The sequence below is a fragment of the Paenibacillus sp. 19GGS1-52 genome, assembly GCF_022369515.1.
Taxonomy (GTDB): domain Bacteria; phylum Bacillota; class Bacilli; order Paenibacillales; family Paenibacillaceae; genus Paenibacillus_AQ.
In genome coordinates, this window is the sequence record NZ_CP059724.1 from 5,026,457 (window position 1) to 5,044,497 (window position 18,041).

Annotated in this window: 7 protein-coding genes; 6 read left to right on the plus strand and 1 reads right to left on the minus strand. The window is 47.1% G+C overall.

All coding sequences use genetic code 11. The annotated features are described in order from the left end of the window. The first annotated feature begins 669 nt into the window (after positions 1-669). A complete protein-coding gene (locus H1230_RS23435) occupies positions 670-2,415 on the plus strand; it encodes a glycoside hydrolase family 13 protein (RefSeq protein ID WP_239712265.1) in 1,746 nt (581 codons plus the stop codon). 80 nt (positions 2,416-2,495) lie between these two features. Here the strand turns inward: H1230_RS23435 and H1230_RS23440 are convergent, their stop codons facing one another. After that, entirely contained in the window at positions 2,496-10,118 is a 7,623-nt protein-coding gene (locus H1230_RS23440; protein ID WP_239712266.1) for a pullulanase, read from the minus strand. Positions 10,119-10,663: 545 nt separating this feature from the next. On the opposite strand from H1230_RS23440, the gene H1230_RS23445 reads away from it, so the two are divergent. The 5 genes from H1230_RS23445 to H1230_RS23465 all read left to right on the plus strand — a co-directional run bounded on the left by H1230_RS23445 (position 10,664) and on the right by H1230_RS23465 (position 17,816). Further along, entirely contained in the window at positions 10,664-11,701 is a 1,038-nt protein-coding gene (locus tag H1230_RS23445) for a LacI family DNA-binding transcriptional regulator (RefSeq protein WP_239712267.1), read from the plus strand. Between the two features lie 221 nt (positions 11,702-11,922). Continuing rightward, positions 11,923-12,585, plus strand: a complete 663-nt coding sequence (gene pgmB / locus H1230_RS23450) for a beta-phosphoglucomutase (RefSeq protein ID WP_239712268.1) — start codon at positions 11,923-11,925, stop codon at positions 12,583-12,585. 176 nt (positions 12,586-12,761) lie between these two features. Then, positions 12,762-15,080 carry a glycoside hydrolase family 65 protein gene (locus H1230_RS23455; protein ID WP_239712269.1) on the plus strand — a complete coding sequence of 773 codons (2,319 nt, stop codon included), beginning with the start codon at positions 12,762-12,764 and terminating at the stop codon, positions 15,078-15,080. Between the two features lie 90 nt (positions 15,081-15,170). Then, positions 15,171-16,853, plus strand: coding sequence for a glycoside hydrolase family 13 protein (locus H1230_RS23460; protein WP_239712270.1), 1,683 nt, complete (start codon positions 15,171-15,173; stop codon positions 16,851-16,853). A 102-nt stretch (positions 16,854-16,955) separates the two neighbouring features. Then, the gene (locus H1230_RS23465) at positions 16,956-17,816 is read left to right on the plus strand and encodes an AraC family transcriptional regulator (RefSeq protein WP_239712271.1); all 861 of its coding nucleotides are present in this window, start codon (positions 16,956-16,958) and stop codon (positions 17,814-17,816) included. The last annotated feature ends 225 nt before the right edge of the window (positions 17,817-18,041 follow it).

An 18,041-nucleotide genomic window follows, 5' to 3' on the forward strand; every position in this document is an offset into this window, starting at 1 on the left:
ATTCCTTAAAAAACTCATTAAAACAGTCCATTATCTCGTTATTTCACACGATATTTCTAATTTACGTGTACTTTTAGCGACCGCCAACAAAAGTAAGCGCTTTATAAGTCCTTTTTCAAACCCAAAAGCGCTAATTAATGGCATTACCTGCCTTTCGAATACATAAATCGCACCTTAGACGATGTCGAAATTTGCGCAACTGTTTGTACAAAACTATTGAACCCGTCAATATTCCGTGCTATAATCCAAAACGTCAAGGTTTACACCCTATACAGCACACTGACAACTCAGCCTCTGCTTCATATAACTAAAAGGCAATGTTACTTATGATAGGTACAACCTCGGCCCGTTTCATAGCTGCAGTTGTGCCTTTTTGCTGTGGGTAGAATTTCAGTTAAAGATCTCATTATCCCATTTATTCAAAGATTTAATCGTAACTGTTGCACCGCATTTTGTGCAACAGAGCACAAAATGCGATGCACGAGCGAAAATGGCTCATTAAAAGCGCAAATGCATGCCAACAAAACTTAAGACAATGCTTACGAAGTAGTTTTGCGAAGTAATATCTCAAGAAGCAAATGCTAACAAAACTTAGACAATGCTTACGAAGTAGTTTTGCGAAGTAATCCAATGAAGCAAATGCTAACAAAACTTTTAGGAGGAATCATCATGTTACTAGAAGCTGTATATCATCGCCCGCGCTTAAATTGGTCTTATGCCTACAATGAAAGCACAATTCATCTGCGCCTGCGTGCAAAAAAGGGAGATTTGACCGAAGTATTCGCTTGGGCTGGAGACAAATATGCCTGGGATGCTACTAAAGAGCTGATTCCGATGACCCTCTTTACCTCAGATGCGATGTTTGACTATTGGGAATGTGAGTCCGTCCCTTTGCACCGCCGCCTGAAATATGGTTTCCTGCTGCAAAAGGACAACGAACGCATCTGGATGACCGAAAGTGACTTCCAGCCCAATCGTCCGGAGAATCCGTATCGACTGTTTGAGTTCCCTTATATTAACCGCGGGGATGTATTCACTCCACCGGCTTGGGTAAAGGATGCTATCTTTTATCAGATTTTCCCTGAACGCTTTGCAAATGGCGACCCGAGCCTTAACCCCGAAAATGTGCTTCCTTGGGGCGGGACGCCTACGCCGGACAATTTCTTTGGTGGCGACCTGCAGGGAGTCATTGACCATTTGGATCATCTTAGCGAGCTAGGCATCACAGGCATCTATTTCACACCAATATTTACTGCTACAACCAATCACAAGTATGATACGGAAGATTACATGGCTGTGGACCCGCACTTCGGTGATGCACAGACGCTGAAAAAGCTTGTCGACGCCTGCCACGAACGAGGTATCCGCGTGCTGCTGGACGCTGTATTCAACCATTCCGGCAAAACCTTTGCACCGTTTGTAGATGTTCAGGAAAAGGGCGACGCTTCACCCTATAAGAACTGGTTCCATATCCGCAAGCTTCCGCTTGAGGTTATAGACGGCATCCCGACTTATGATGCCTTTGCTTTTGAACCACTGATGCCAAAGCTGAACACTGAACGCCCAGAGGTCAAACAATATTTGCTGGAAGTAGCCGAATACTGGATTAAGGAAATCGGCATCGATGGCTGGCGTCTGGACGTCGCCAATGAAGTGGATCATGAGTTCTGGCGGGAATTCCGCAGAGTGGTGAAACGTGTGAATCCTGAGGCTTATATTCTGGGTGAAATCTGGCATGATTCGGCTCCTTGGTTAGAGGGAGACAAGTTCGACGCAGTGATGAATTATCCATTTACTGATGCAGTGCTCGACTTCTTTGTCTATGGTACCATCGACGCCGAAGGGTTTGCGAACTCCATTGGCAAACAGCTGTCGCGCTATCCACTGCAAGCAAGTGAGGTTGCTTTCAACCTGCTTGATAGCCATGATACTCCGCGTTTATTAACTCTGGCCAACGGGGATAAGAATAAGCTGAAGCTTGCTGCGTTATTCCAGTTCACTTTTATGGGCACACCGTGCATCTATTATGGCGATGAAATCGGCATGGATGGAGACGGAGACCCTGGCTGCCGCAAATGCATGGAGTGGAACCCAGAGAAGCAGGATCGGGACCTCTTCAGCTACTACCGTAGGCTGATCGCTATCCGCAACAGTCACCCGGCGCTACGCACTGGCACATTCAACTTCCTTGAGGCAGGACAGCAGGGCAGCAAGCTGGCTTACGAGCGCCGGCTAGGTGATGATGTTGTAGTGGTGCTCATCAACACTGAAGAAACAGCTCAAACATTCCGCATTGACGTCGAAGAAGTTCACTGGGAGAATGTGTTCACAGGCGACTCCTTACGAACGGAGCGCGGCAAACTAGCCGTTAAACTTCCGGGTTACGGATCTGCCGTGCTTAAGGCAATCCTTTAAGAAACAACATGATTCCATACCAAAAAAACGGCACTCTTCATCGCGAAGAGTGCCGTTTCTATTCTTACATGTTTACTTGTTTACTTGCTTAACAGCCTGTAGATAACCTGAGCACTTTCGGCGCGGGTCATCTGTCCAGTTGGAGCAAATTGCTTATTCTCTCTGCCCTGAATTAGGCCCATCGCTGCAGCGGCATTGACATAAGTGCCCGCCCACACACTGATGCTGGAAGCGTCTGCGAATGCCGAAGTGACAGCTGTTAAATCAATCTTTGTCCCTTGCTTAACCTCCAGCGCTCGGATCACCATGACGGCCATTTCTTCGCGGTTGATCGTAACGTTCGGAGCAAACACATCCTCGCTTCGTCCCTTAATAATACCCAGCTTCGCAGCTGTAGCTACGTAAGAGGAATACCAGACGTCGGGCTTAATATCAGTGAATGTTGCCTGACCCTCTGTCGGTATACCAAGCGCGCGTACCAGCATTGCAGTAAACTCCGCACGACTGACATAGCTCTTTGGAGCAAACTCGGAATCAGTAACTCCGGTTATGATTTGCTTAGCAGCAAGCGATTTAATCGCCGCAGATGCCCAATAAGCAGCGGGTACATCCTTAAACGATTTATTGATCTCCAGAACTGCATACTTACTAAAATGCCGGATTTGGGCAGTCATGCTATCTCCCTGAAGAGTTCCGCCTACATATTCCAGCTCGTTGTTGTCGCCGAGATAGTAGACACCGCTCCATTCCTTGTGCGGATTACCATTAAGTTTAAAGGTAATCACTATGGGCTCCTTGAACGCAGTTATCGGAATTAGAGTGCCGTCTTTTTTGACGATATGCAGTTTGAATTCATACACTTTGGATACAGAGGTTACCTGAGTATCTGCCTTACCCAACCCAGCTACTAGTGTATTTACCCCTGTCTCTTCAAGTGGACTTACTTCGAACAGAATTTGGGAGCCCTCCGCTTCAGCAGCGTTTACCATCCCCTGAATTATAGTCAATTCTTCATTGGTGAAGGTTACCGACAGATCGCCCGCTTTAATCACCAGATCGTTGGTCCCGAGTGTCTTGGCAGCCAGTATTGGCAATAGCAATGATTTCTTGCCTTGAGCCAACTCGACCTCAACCTTACCGTCCGTAGCATTGTTCAGGCTGTTAACACTAACAACCTGCGTCTCAACTGATATTGTGCCAGCTGTAGGCGATGGTGTTGCTACAGGTGTTGGTGTTGGTGTTGGTGTTGGTGTTGGTGTTGGTGTCACTACTACAGGCACTGCTGCCAAAATAACTGTTCCACCCTCATCTCTGCCCGGCAGATTAATGGTTACCTTCTGGTCATCCGCTACCGTATAGATTTTGCCGCTGTATTCGTCTTTTATAGAAGCTTGGGCGGCAAACGGCACAGTAATAGTAGCTGAGACTCCGTCTGTCTTCGTGTTGATAACTGTCACAATATCAACGTTTCCGTAATGCTTGTTAAAAGCCAAATATCCCAGTTCATCCGAGCCAACAAGCTTCGTCCGTGTACCCTTCGAATACACTTTGGAATACTTGGCACGAATGTTCAATAACTTCTCGTAGTGATCGTGAAGACCCTGCTCGGCTGTCAACTGGTCCCAAGGCATATCCGCGCGGTTCTCGCTGAATTGCCCTTTGGATATATCCACTGCATTTCTTCCCGAACGGCCAAGCTCCTCCCCATAATAAATCACGGGTTGGCCTTTAGCTGTAATTTGCAGCGCAGCTGCGATCTTCAGCTTGCCTTGATCACCGCCTACATACTGTGACAGGAAGCCATCCTCATCATGGCTGCTTAAGAATTGAGCCATCATCTGAGTGTTATCAATCTTCGCTTCACGCTCCTGCAGGTAAGAATCCACATCATTGATCTTACCATTTGTGAAGTTGAGGGCAGCGCCCTTAAATCCAAAATCAAGCAAGCCATCCATCTGGCTGGATTGCAGCATTCCACCGTTATTATCGATGGTACCGCCATAGTATTCCCCAACCATTTTGAAGTTTGGATCAATGGCTGTCAGTGCATTCTTAAAGGCTTTCCACGTTGTTCCCTCCACGTGCTTAACGGTGTCAACTCGGAAATAGTCGATCGTATCCCCACGATCCGTTCTGGCGTTGTCCAACCAGCCTGACTGCCAGGCGATAATTTTCTCCCGCACTGCTGGATCTTCTGTTCTGAAATCTGGCAGTCCGCTAAGTTCGCCACGAACAGGATCTGTATCCGCCGACACTCCGTCCGTACGCAGCATACCAGCAAAACGGTCTTTGTCCTCCGCTGTAATTGTCGGACTATTATCTTCCGGCTTCAAGCCGTAACCGGTATGATTCAGCACAACGTCCACCATAATCTTGATGCCCTTGTCATGCGCCTTCTCGATAAGTTCCTTGAAGGTCGCCATATCACCAAGATGCTCGTCAAGCTTAGTGAAATCCTTGGCCCAGTAGCCATGGTAAGCATACTGCTCACCGTTGAAATCTAAGCCTTTGTTGAAATCAATATTATTCACAATCGGTGAGATCCAGAGCGTGTTGATGCCAAGCTCCTGCAAATAGTCCAGATTGTCGATCATCCCTCTGAAATCTCCACCGTGGTACGCTTCCAGATGAGTTTTATCAACATTCTCGTTATTGGTTGCATCCCCGTCTTTGAATCGGTCCGTCAGCGCGAAATAAATCCGTGCTTCATCCCAATCGAAATCCAGCTTTGCCCCCGTATACGTTCTTGCCTTTACTTCGATTGTGGCTGATTGCTTGTGCGTGTTGCCGAACTGATCCACAAGGGTAATTGGAATATTCTTTATCCCTGCCGTCACAGTATCCTTAACAGCAATCGTTTGTTTCATAAGCTCCGTATCGAGCTGAACTTTGGCGGGACCCCCGAGAGCGGTCAGATCCATGGAAGCATCAGTATAAATTACAGCCTCTGTGGAGGTTGCCTTGACCGTTACAATCGCATTTTGATTAGAGGTAATCGCTTCCGGACTGACTGTGGTCGTAATCGTGACCGCTGGAATGTGATATACAACAGTTGACGAACCGTCAACATTGTTGCTTGGATCGGCGATCTCGCTTGTAGTGCCATCTTTCGTAATCAGGAAAGTATAGTTATACGTTCCTTCTACTACATCGGTCAGCTTGTAGCTATACCATTCCTTAACCGAATCATATACCATGGCGTATTCGATGCCGTTCACCTTTACTTTTGCATCCGTTATAGCTGTCATATCACCACTGCGGAATAGCGCCTCATCACGGTACATGAACGTGATCGTTCCATCTTTCATGACAGGACCGCTAATGCTCGGCTTGATATCAAGCTCCTTGACCATACTGGTCACATTAACCTTGGTGAAGGCCTCACCTGGGTTCAACGGAATAACGCGATCGTCCGGGTAATCCTGTTTCCCCGTGTTCCAATCCGTTCCTTTACGCAACACGAATCCAACGCTAGTTGCATTTGGTGCCACCTCAATAAGCACACTCGCTGTGCCATTCTTGAATGTCGTGAAATTGATTTGGTCATTCGTTGCCCCAGTGTTCCATACCCAGATATTCCAGTCCGTATAATTCTGATCTTCCCGGGTATAGGTGAACTGGACATACCGCTTGTTATCTACAGGTTCGGTCGTAACCTTAACGGTAACCTTAGTTATTTTACCTCCGTAGGAAATGGTAATGATGGCGGTACCTGCGCTAAGCGCTTTTATTACACCTTTGTTTGTTACCGCAGCTACTTCCGGTTTATCCGAGGCGTACACTGAAGTATTAGTAACATTGCTTTTGCTGCCATCATCATATTTTGCGAATACTGTCGTTGTATGTGTACTATTTACCTGAAGTGAGTAGCTTGCACTATCCGTTTCCAAAGAGTCCAGAACTACAGCGGCGGCATCCTTCTGGATGATTACAGCGCTCAGCGGTTCCAACGTAATGGAAGCAGCTGTCAAGCTAAAACCTGTCTGTTTATCCGCGGGAATAGCTGTAATTCCAGCTTCATCATTGTCGACAACTACTTTTCCACCCGTCAAATCCTCTGCCAGCGTAAGTGTTCTTGAGGTACTGTCTCCATTGATGAAGACGTAATAGATACCCGTACCATCCGTTGCCTTATTTTTGTAGCCGATCACAAGATCGCTGGCTTTCATTTCCGGTGCTGTAATAAGGTTAATATTGGTGTCTACCAGATTCTTATCACCCAAACGGAAAGCGTTCGTAAACTTTCTCAGTTCTATTAATCCCGATGTATACTTTCTGGTCGTGTTCTGTACGGGGAAAGCCGTTTCATCGGTTGCTCGGGTCCAATCAAACATATTAATAGCATCCGAGGAATCATAGGAATCGTTGATAAAATAACCGAACGGATTCCCATCCTTGTCCGTCAATTGTGTATACTTCTCCTCGGGTACACCGGCTGCCTTCCATTGCTTTGTACGCCCATATTCCTGTCCTGCTTGCAGGAAGGACGTCCCCTGTGAGGTAAGCACGAGCATATTGCCGAGTCTGATCCGCTCCTGTATTTCCAGTTCGTTCTCTGCGATAGCCGGATCTTTCTTAATCGATTGGGCAATTACGTCGTGCAGAGTCATATTGTCATGCGCTTCAATATACGGAACAATATCCCCTGGATCATCAGCAGGAATATTCGAAGGCTGACCCTTGATATTATTCAGAATCGTTGAAATTGAACGCGCCCCGCCCGTAATAAATCTGGGCTCACCTTCTGAGCCGTAGCCGGACTTTAATTCATTGCGGAATTCATCGGAGAAGACGCCGACGCTGTCCGTTTGATCCATCCAATCCTGATCTGCGCCCTGGCCTGCAAGAGAGGGATCAGCTGCCGCTCCGCCGAACGTTTTCCAGCCTTCACCGATAAAAAGCGCCTTAGGATTGATTTCTGCCGCCGCATCATAAGCTGCCTGCACCGCATCTGCTGTCGCATCGCCCATCATGTCCCAGCGCATCCCGTCTATTTTATACTCCTTGAACCAGTATTTGACGGAGTCTACCATCAGTTTCTCAGCCATCTTGTGGTTAGTGGCCAGGTTGTTACCGAAACCACCGATAAAGTTGCCATTCGCATCCTGGAAAGCATAGTAATTCGGCACGATATCATTCAAAAATTCTTTCTTCGCCATATGTGTATAGACGACGTCCAGAATGACACCCATGCCAGCTTCATGCACCGCATCGATTAAGCCTTTTAATTCTTTGATCCGCTGCTCTGGATCAGCGGGATTCTGCGAATAGGCACCATCCGGCGAGAAATAACTGTGTGGATCATAACCCCAATTGTATTCATTGCCTTTAGCGGAATAATCCGTCTCTCTGACATCCATCTTTGTTTCATCCCCATAATACCAAGCCATCACAGGCAGCAGTTGAATATGGGTTACACCTAAGGATTTGATATAATCGAGCTTTTTCTCAAAAGCCTCATAAGAGCCCCATCTTTCGCCGTCCAGACTGCTCTCGATGGAAGGATCTGAAGTAAAGTCTCTGATATGGACTTCATACACGATCGCATCTTCCCGCTTCTCGTAACCTGCTATATCTGCCGCATGAAAGTTTGGCGGATTCGTCTGGCTTAAATCGACGATAGCCGCTTTGCCAACGGTATCGCCGCCAATACCCGCAGCGCCCGTTGTATTCACGGTGAAGGCTGCCATTGATCTGGCGTATGGATCAAGCACATTATTAGTTACACCGTCATTGGTCACTTCATATTGATAATAGAATCCCCGCACATCATTTGCTGAAGTAGCGCCAGTCAGATCAGCTGGTTGCAGCTCGACCGACCAAACGCCTTGCTCCCCTTCAGTTAGATCAATACGACCTACAAGCACGTTCGCGTCATTCTTATCATATACATTGGCCACGACAGAACTCGCTTTAGGTGCCCACAGCTTCAAGGTGGCAGACTTAGCTGCTGTATGATACGTAGCCCCAAGGTCGTCTCCCGTATAATTGTACATCTCATCCAACATTCTCCAGCCGGAGGTAGCGGATAACGTTTTTCCTGCATAAGTAACACTCAGCGGGGTTTTATCCAAATCAAACACTTCTGTATCAACTTCAAGTGAAGTTGTACTTTTGATCGTTACAGCCGAAACCGGAATATTGTTTCCTTCTTTGTCTTTTACGGTAATTGCCGTCTTTAAGGTGTCCGCACTTAACCCGTCGGTTAACGTAAAGCCGAGCAGAAGTTTGCTGGTTGATAGGACTTCAGCAGATACAAAGCCAATCGGCACTTCACCAAAAGGAGAAACATAGACATTGTTGTCCCCTTCCTTTACCCAAAGCTGATTGTAACGATCCAGCAAAGTAAAAGCTTTATCTCCGCCATCCTTGTCGCCCGTCGCTGGTTTCAAGACGATAAAGCCTATTTTCTTAGCATTCTGTAGGAGTGGAACATCGACATAAGCACCGAAGCGATCCACTTGTCCTGCCTGAAATGGGGTAGCACCGGAAGACCAATTGGTGGAGGGAGTAGTAACATCATCCCATAGCCATAATCCATACTGACCCTGATTGGTGTCGGATCTCATATAATGGACCCGTACGGTATTGGGGGCTAGAGCTACTGGTTCATAAGGCGTGACTTGATCGGAGCCCTCCTTGATCCATATTTCGTTGGTTTGCGGGGTGTTGATTGTGAAAAGCTTGTCGCCAGCATCTTTGGCCTCAGTGCTGCGATTGACAACAAGAAACGAGATTTTCTTCGCTCCGTCCTTAAGTGGCACATCAACATAAGCGCCATAAGTATCCATTTGCCCATCCGGAAATGGAGTTGCACCCGTGGGCCAACTTGCGGAAGGCGCAGCAACATCGTCCCACAGCCACAAAGCCTGATTAGCATAATCGCCAGCGGTGCGTTGGTAATGAATACGCATCTGTCCTTCAGGCACAGGTACAAAGGTTACCGGATCTGCAGGAATTGTAAAATCAGCGGCAACAGTGTTATCTTTCGAATTAAACTTGAAGGTAACCGGTAGCTTCGACGGAAGCTGTAAGGATTGGTCTGTGTCCGGATAGGACATATCCTCAGCCGAAGTGGCTCCCGGAACAAATATCTTATACAGGTAATCACCCTCGGGAACTTCAACCAAATGGTCGTAGATTCCATCATAATTAGGATCGGATAATGTGGTCTTCGCGTCAGTTGGGGAAGAATCGCTGACGTCACCCAGTTCAGTCTGCAAAGTTCCTACCAATCTCGGCAGCTTATCGGCGGCAATCGGTGCATAGTACGTGGAATCGGCGATTTTCTTAGTAGTTGCATTGTAGTAGAAAGTGACAGCTGTCTCGGTGGCTAAGGAAATTTCAATATTATCTCCATTTGCCTTACCCTGTGGATTTGTATAGTTGCTAAACCCATAGCTTTCTGTCCAGCCGCCGTCAAGGGCAACTTTGTATTGATAAGTTCCCGCTGGGAGCGTGCCGGTAAAAGCATAATAACCGTTCCCCATATCAGTCATCTGTGTAGCTTCCGCTGTGGGGTCCCAATCTGCGGTTGGAATAGTCGCTCCTGATGGAGTCAATTCTGACTGCAAATCGCCAACCACAACTACTTTCACTGGTGCAGCACTAACGTTATACGGTTGTATACCAAACCCAGAAAATACGAGTGCAATAATCATCGTGATCACAAATGCCCTCTTACTCCATAAAGCAAACTTCATTCCACCAATCCCCCATATCCTGATTTGTGAATCCCTTATTCTGCTGGCTAAAACCGAACTAAAAGATCTCCTCCCTATCAGTTAATGATGATTCTTTAAGCCTCAATTTAGCGCAAACGTTTGCAAAATTAGACGCGAAGTTGATTGGAATTGAAATTTCTGCTGCAGGACAGACATCCACACAAAATAGACGCATGAAAGCGCTTGCTATATTCTGTTTAACATACTAATCCCATAATTATGCTACTGTCAACCAGAAAATAGATTGCTTAATTCACTTTTTATGTATAAAAATGGTATTCATGCAATTTAAGACAACGTTTGCACGTATTACAAAGCACGATTCTAGAGATTGTTGAGCTAAGGTAGTTCCATCCGCAAAAATCTTGTTTTTGCCCATTTTATATGTGTTATTATGCAAAATATATTACAAGTCCTCCAATAGCTTCTTTTGCTTGCTTTCTGAAAGACTTTAACTATTTACAATTGCCAGTTCTTCGATTAATATTACTTTGTAAAGCAAACGGTTCCATAAGGAGGTTTCTATGACAGTTACCATAAAGGATGTGGCCAAGAAAGCGGGAGTTTCTCCCTCCACAGTATCCCGGGTATTGTCCAACCATCCCAGAATTAGCCTAGAAACTTCCCGCAAAGTTAAGATTATTATGGAGGAAATGGGCTATACCCCCAACATGATGGCTAAGAGCTTGGTATCGAAGACGACCAACAGCATCTGCATCATTCTTCCGAAACCGGCTGAAGAGCTGTTCTCAAATCTTTTTTTCATGGAATTGATCCGCGGTATCGTCACACAAGCTAGCCGTTCCGGCTATGATGTGCTGATTAGCTCCGGCGCGAACGAAAAGGAAGAATTAGAAGCTGTCTCCCGTCTGCTTAAGGGACGCCGTGTTGACGGCGCTATTCTGCTCTATTCCCGGAAAGATGACGCAGTTATTGAATTTTTGGAGACGGGCGGCTATCCCTTCGTTCTTATTGGGAGAAGCGACCGCTATGAGAATATTTTATCTGTTGATAATGATAATGTCATGGCAGCATACGACGCTACAAACCATCTGATTACAATGGGTCATGAACGTATCGGCTTCGTTAGCGGACCGTCTGAACTCATCGTTTCACGCGACCGTCTTGAAGGGTATCGGAAGGCCATGGAAAGTAACGGTTTAGAGATAAGGCCTGAATGGATCGTTGAGGGTGAATTTCTGCAGGATAGTGGATATCGGGCGATGTCTTTTTTCATGAATCTCCCCAATCGGCCCACTGCACTGGTGGCAGTCGATGATATGGTGTCGTTTGGAGTATTGCGCGGTCTGACTGAACTGAAATATAAGGTCCCTGAAGATCTGGCCATTGTCAGCTTTAACAATATTCCGCTCTCCCAGTTATCCAGTCCACCGATCAGCAGTATTGACATCGGAATTTATCACCTGGGTTACACTGCTTCACAGGTGCTGATCCAAAGCATCAAGAATCCGGATAACCATGACGGATATACCAACCGATTTGTGATTCCCCACCGACTGATTATAAGAGAGTCTTCCATGTATTCTGCAAGTAAGAAATGATCTACCTGAATGAATAAATGAAGCTATTCTAGGCTTCATTTATTTTTTGGAAGTTTGTACAAACGTTTGCGCTATATAAAATTAAGTTGTAAAGCTAGTTTTATTGCGAAGTAATTCAGGGAAGTATAGCTTCATAAAACTGAAGCTTATACTTACGAAGTAGTTTTGTACGTCGCTGTTCAATGATGATTATGCTAACAAAACTTGTAGGAGGTAAACGAATGACAGAAATTAAAGGTTGCTTGTTTGATCTGGATGGTGTGCTGGTGGACACCGCCAAATATCACTATATTGCTTGGAAGGAACTCGCGGAGAGCCTGGGCTTCGCTTTCACCGAACAGGATAATGAAAGACTCAAAGGGGTCAGCAGAGTCGCCTCACTGAACATTCTGCTGGAAATCGGCGGACTGACACTGGCTGATGAAGAGAAAACGCAGCTGGCCGAAAGGAAAAATAACCGCTATGTCGAATATATCGCCAAGATGGATAGTTCAGAAATTCTGCCCGGTGCTTTAGACTTTCTGAAAGAATGCCGCGCGCAAGGCATCAAGGTGGCACTTGGTTCCGCCAGCAAGAACGCGATGACCATTCTGAACAATACGGGTCTGACTCCTTATTTCGATGCAATTATCGATGGCACGCACACTAGCGCAGCGAAGCCCGATCCTGAAGTCTTTCTGCTGGGAGCCCAAGCACTGGAGGTTCTTCCTGAGCACTGTGTTGTCTTTGAAGATGCTGAGGCAGGTATAGAAGCAGCTACCCGCGCTGGCATGTTCAGTGTCGGAATTGGTTCCCCTGAGACACTAAGTGCTGCAAACATAGTGGTCCCTTCCCTTCAACAGCTCAGTGTTTCCAGCCTGAGAGAATCATTTTCCACAATTTAACGAACATTAATATCCAACTGGATTCATGCGAGTTCTCTTCTGCTCGTTCTATATAAGATGAACTAAATATGAGCATTAAAGTTACGCGGGCTAGCAGAGCGGCACACACGTAAGCTATATAGTCGAATTTATAGTTCAGTTTATATCATCCCCAACCCTAAAGGAGTCGTTTACACATGAAACAATATTTAAAGATTGATGAATGGTCCATCATTGAGGAATCCTTTGATCCGCAAACTCAGGAAATCTCTGAAAGCGTCTTTAGTATCGGAAATGGTTATATGGGCGGACGCGCGAACTTCGAAGAGCAATACAGCGGCAATAGTCTGCAGGGCAGCTATATGGCAGGCGTGTACTATCCAGACAAAACTCGGGTGGGCTGGTGGAAGAACGGTTATCCTGAATATTTTGCCAAAGTACTGAACAGTACCAACTGGATCGGGATTAATATTGATATCGACGGCACCGCGCTTGATTTGGCGAAGTGCACGGTCACCGAGTTCCAACGGGTACTCAATATGAAAGAAGGCACGCTTTCCCGCAGCTTCACTGCCACTCTTGCCGATGGCAAGGAAGTCAAAGTGGAGAGCGTCCGCTTAGTCAGTATGGTCCGCCAGGAAATCGGCGCTATTCGCTACTCCATCCAACCTCTTAATTTTGCCGGTACGATTACCATTACTCCTTATCTCGATGGAGATGTTAAGAACAAGGATTCTAACTATGACGAGAAGTTCTGGAATGAAGTCGAGAAGAAAGGTCTGCCGGACGGCGGTTATCTCACCCTGAAGACCAAAAAACTCGATTTCCACGTCACTTCGGCGATGGCCTTTGACATTTTCAAGGGCGATGAGTTGCTCTCCATCGAAGCTGAGTCTGTTGAACAGGACAAATATGTGGCCAGTGTCATTACTCTGCCAGTACAATCCGGCGATCAAATCGTTCTTTATAAATATGTCGCTAACGTTACCTCTCGCAACCATGGACTCGGTCAGCTGATCGATGCTGCTACAACCGCACTGCAAAGCGCCAAGGAAGCTGGTTTTGCCACGCTACTAACAGAACAGTCTGATGCTTGGAGAGACAAATGGAAAGAAAGCGACATTGTTATTGAAGGCGATGTTTCGGCACAGCAAGCGATCCGGTTTAATATTTTTCAGCTGAACCAGACCTATAACGGCGAAGACGACCGTCTGAACATTGGGCCAAAGGGCTTCACTGGTGAAAAATACGGCGGAAGCACCTACTGGGATACGGAAGCGTATTGTGTGCCCTTCTATCTCAGCACAGCGGATTCGACAATTGCCCGCAATCTGCTGATCTACCGCTACAAGCATCTGGAAAAAGCGAAAGAGAATGCCCGCAAGCTCGGCTTCACTAAAGGCGCCTTGTACCCGATGGTGACGATGAACGGTGAAGAATGCCATAATGAGTGGGAGATTACTTTTGAAGAAATTCATCGGAATGGCGCCATCGCCTATGCGGTTTATAACTATGTGAATTACACAGGAGACAAAGCCTATCTCGGTCAATACGGCCTTGAGGTGCTGGTGGAAATCTCCCGTTTCTGGGAAGAACGTGTGCACCTGGTGCCACACAAAGACAAATATGTCATGCTCGGTGTAACTGGACCGAATGAATATGAGAATAACGTCAACAACAACTGGTACACGAACCGGATGGCATCCTGGACCCTTGAATATACTCTGGAAGCCCTAGCTTATCTACAGGAGAATGAAGCTTCCCGTTATGCCGAGCTGGCTGACAAGCTGGAGCTCTTGGAATCCGAAACAGAGAAATGGGCCGAGATTATCGCCAAAATGTATTACCCAGCGGACGAGGAACGTGGTATCTTTCTGCAGCAGGACGGCTTCCTCGATAAGGATCTCATGCTCGTCAAGGATATCCCTCAGGAGAATCTGCCATTGAATCAAAAATGGTCATGGGACCGCATCCTGCGTTCTTGCTTCATCAAACAGGCGGATGTGCTGCAGGGACTATATTTCCTCGGTGATCGTTACGATCTGGAAACGAAAAAGCGGAATTTCGACTTCTACGAGCCGCTCACTGTGCATGAGTCTTCCCTCTCCCCTTGCATCCATGCCATTCTGGCCTGCGAGCTGGGATATATGGAAAAGGCATATGAAATGTACCTGCGTACTTCCAGACTGGATCTTGATAATTATAACAATGATACAGAGGATGGCTGTCACTCTACCAGTATGGCAGGCACGTGGATGTCCATCGTACATGGTTTCGGCGGATTCCGCGTGCAAGACGGCAGAGTGGTGTTGAAGCCTTCCAATCCGGGCCACTGGAAATCGTATGCTTTCAAAATCATGTTCCGCGGCTCCCGTCTCAAAGTTAACGTTACCGATACAGAGGTTACGGTTACCAATGAAACCGAAGTGCCGGCATCCATCACGATTTACGATCAGGAATATACCGTGAACGGACTGAGCAGCATCACAGCTCAAGGTTCATCCATTACTGTCTAAAATGTTAGCTTCAAGACCCCGACAGCATGTATGCTAACGGGGTTTCTTCATGCTTTTTTGTAGAATATAACCTGACAAGGAGTGGTCACAGTGAACAAAACCTTTTGGAAAGAAGCTGTAGTCTACCAGATTTACCCGCGCAGCTATCAGGACAGCAACGGAGACGGTATTGGCGACCTGCGGGGAATCATCTCCCGCCTGGATTATTTGCAGAAGCTCGGAGTGGATGTGGTCTGGCTATCGCCTGTATACAAATCCCCCAATGACGACAATGGTTATGATATCAGTAATTATGAAGATATTATGGATGAATTCGGCACGCTGCAGGACTGGGAAGAGCTGCTGGCCGGCATGCACGAACGCGGCATCAAATTAATGATGGACCTCGTCATTAATCATTCCTCAGATGAACATGCCTGGTTCTTGGAATCCCGTTCCTCTAAGGATAACCCTTACCGTGATTACTATATCTGGCGTCCTGGCGGCCCGGAAGGTACACTTCCCAACAACTGGAGCTCCATCTTCAGTGGCCCGGCTTGGGAGCTGGATGAGGGTACCGGTGAATATTACCTGCATCTGTTCTCGCGTAAGCAGCCTGACCTGAACTGGGAGAATCCACAACTGCGAGAAGCGCTGTATAAGATGATTACCTTCTGGCTCGACAAAGGTGTGGATGGTCTGCGGATGGACGTGATCAATATGATTTCCAAGGTCGACGGCCTGCCTTCCGCCCATAGTGAGGGATTGGCTCCAGGCGAACTGGCTGGCGGTGGAGAATATTATATGAACGGCCCGCGAGTCCATGAATATTTGCACGAGATGAATCAACAGGTGCTCTCCAAATACAACATTATGACCGTCGGTGAGACTCCGGGCGCAACGGTAGAGGATGCGATTGCTTACACGGACGAAGACCGTGAGGAGCTGCAAATGGTGTTCCAATTTGAGCATATGGATGTCGATTCGGGTCCAGGAGGCAAATGGGATGTGACGCCGTGGAGTCTGACCCTGTTGCGCGATATCCTTCATAAATGGCAGATTGGGCTAGCCGAGAAGGGCTGGAACAGCCTCTACTTGAATAATCATGACCAGCCCCGCATGGTATCCAGGTTTGGAAATGACGGTCAATACCGTGTGATCTCGGCCAAAATGCTGGCTACCCTCCTGCATACGCTAAAGGGTACTCCCTACATCTACCAAGGTGAGGAAATTGGCATGACCAATGTGAAATTCCCGTTGCTGGAACACTATCAGGATATCGAGACTCACAATATGTATCGGGAAAAAGTAACCGAAGGCGGCGCGGATCATGCCACGATTCTGAACGCTATTCATATCAAAGGCCGCGATAACGCCCGCACCCCTATGCAGTGGGATGCCTCTACCAACGCAGGCTTCACCGATGGGACGCCATGGCTGCGGCTTAATCCTAACTATAGCAACATTAATGTAGATCAGGCACTGGCAGATCCGGATTCAATTTTTTACTATTACCAGAAGTTGATCGCACTGCGGAAACAGAACCCGATCATGGTCTACGGCGAATACGAATTACTCCTGCCAGAGCATGAATATATTTATGCCTATACCCGCACACTGGATGCCGACAAATGGCTGGTGCTGCTAAATTTCAGCGAAACTCCGCAGTCTGTTGACCTCTCCCTTGAGCTGGGAAAGATCGCGGAGATTGTCATTGGAAATTACGGAGATCAACCAGTTGAACCTGCAAGCTTACGGCCTTACGAAGCTATCGTATACCGTCTAAATAGCTAACTCGCTATTTGAATTTACCTGCGACCTGTCTTAAGAGAGCACAGAATAACAGGATTGGGAAGTAGATACATGATAGTATGGATTTAAAGGGAGATGGCGAACTTGGAATGGCTTATCCGCATGAAGGATGCTTTGGATTATATGGAGAGCAAGATGGAGGAGCCACTGAGCATTGAGGATATCGCCAAGGTGGCAGCCTCCTCCCCCTTTCACTTTCAGCGCATGTTCTACATGCTGACCGGAGTATCCGTTGCAGACTATATCCGCAAACGAAGATTAACACTGGCGGCCCAGGAGCTGGCAATCTCCAGGATCAAAGTGCTTGATCTAGCGCTAAAATACGGATACGACTCCCCCGAGTCCTTCGCCAAAGCGTTCCGTAAAGCGCACGGTATTGCCCCGTCTGCTGCACGGGAGCCAGGGGTTCAGCTCAAAGCTTTTCCCCGCCTCTCCTTCCACCTATCATTGAAGGGAGATAAGGAAATGGATTACAAAATCGTGGAGAAAGAAGCCTTTACTGTAATTGGCAAATCAATCAGGGTTTCAACTAGAGACGGTGAGAATTTTCGCAGAATCCCGCTCTTCTGGCAGGAAGCCAATGAAGACGGAAGTTCCGACAAGCTGCTTGAGATCGGTGGGAACAAAGACACCCTTGGCATCTGTATGGATATGGATCACGCAAACGAGGAATTTTCGTATTGGATTGCTGTGGAGGGTGAGCCCGGAACCGGTACTCAGGATTATGAAAGCACAATCATCCCTGCTGCTAGCTGGGCCGTATTCACTTCTATTGGACCGATGCCCGATGCGATTCAACAGGTATGGCAGCGCATCTTTCAGGAATGGTTCCCGGGAACTGGTTATGAGCATACGGGTGGACCAGAGTTCGAGTTATACCCGCCGGGCGATGCGAATGCAGAGGATTATAAGTGTGAAGTCTGGATTCCAGTGAAGAAGAAATAAGGGATCTACATCCGCTATGAAATCAAGCGGAGACCGATCCTCATTATCCTCAAAACCGTTAAAGTCAGCAGAGCAGCGATTCTCCCGTTATTGGAGGATCGCTGCTCTGCGTTTTTGGGGCACTGCTGCTTGCTTCAACACATTTGGTAAAGTTCATCGCACTTATCTATTTATCCTACATTAAGAAAGTGCTGCTGTAGGTTGACGTTACCTTAATCCACCGAT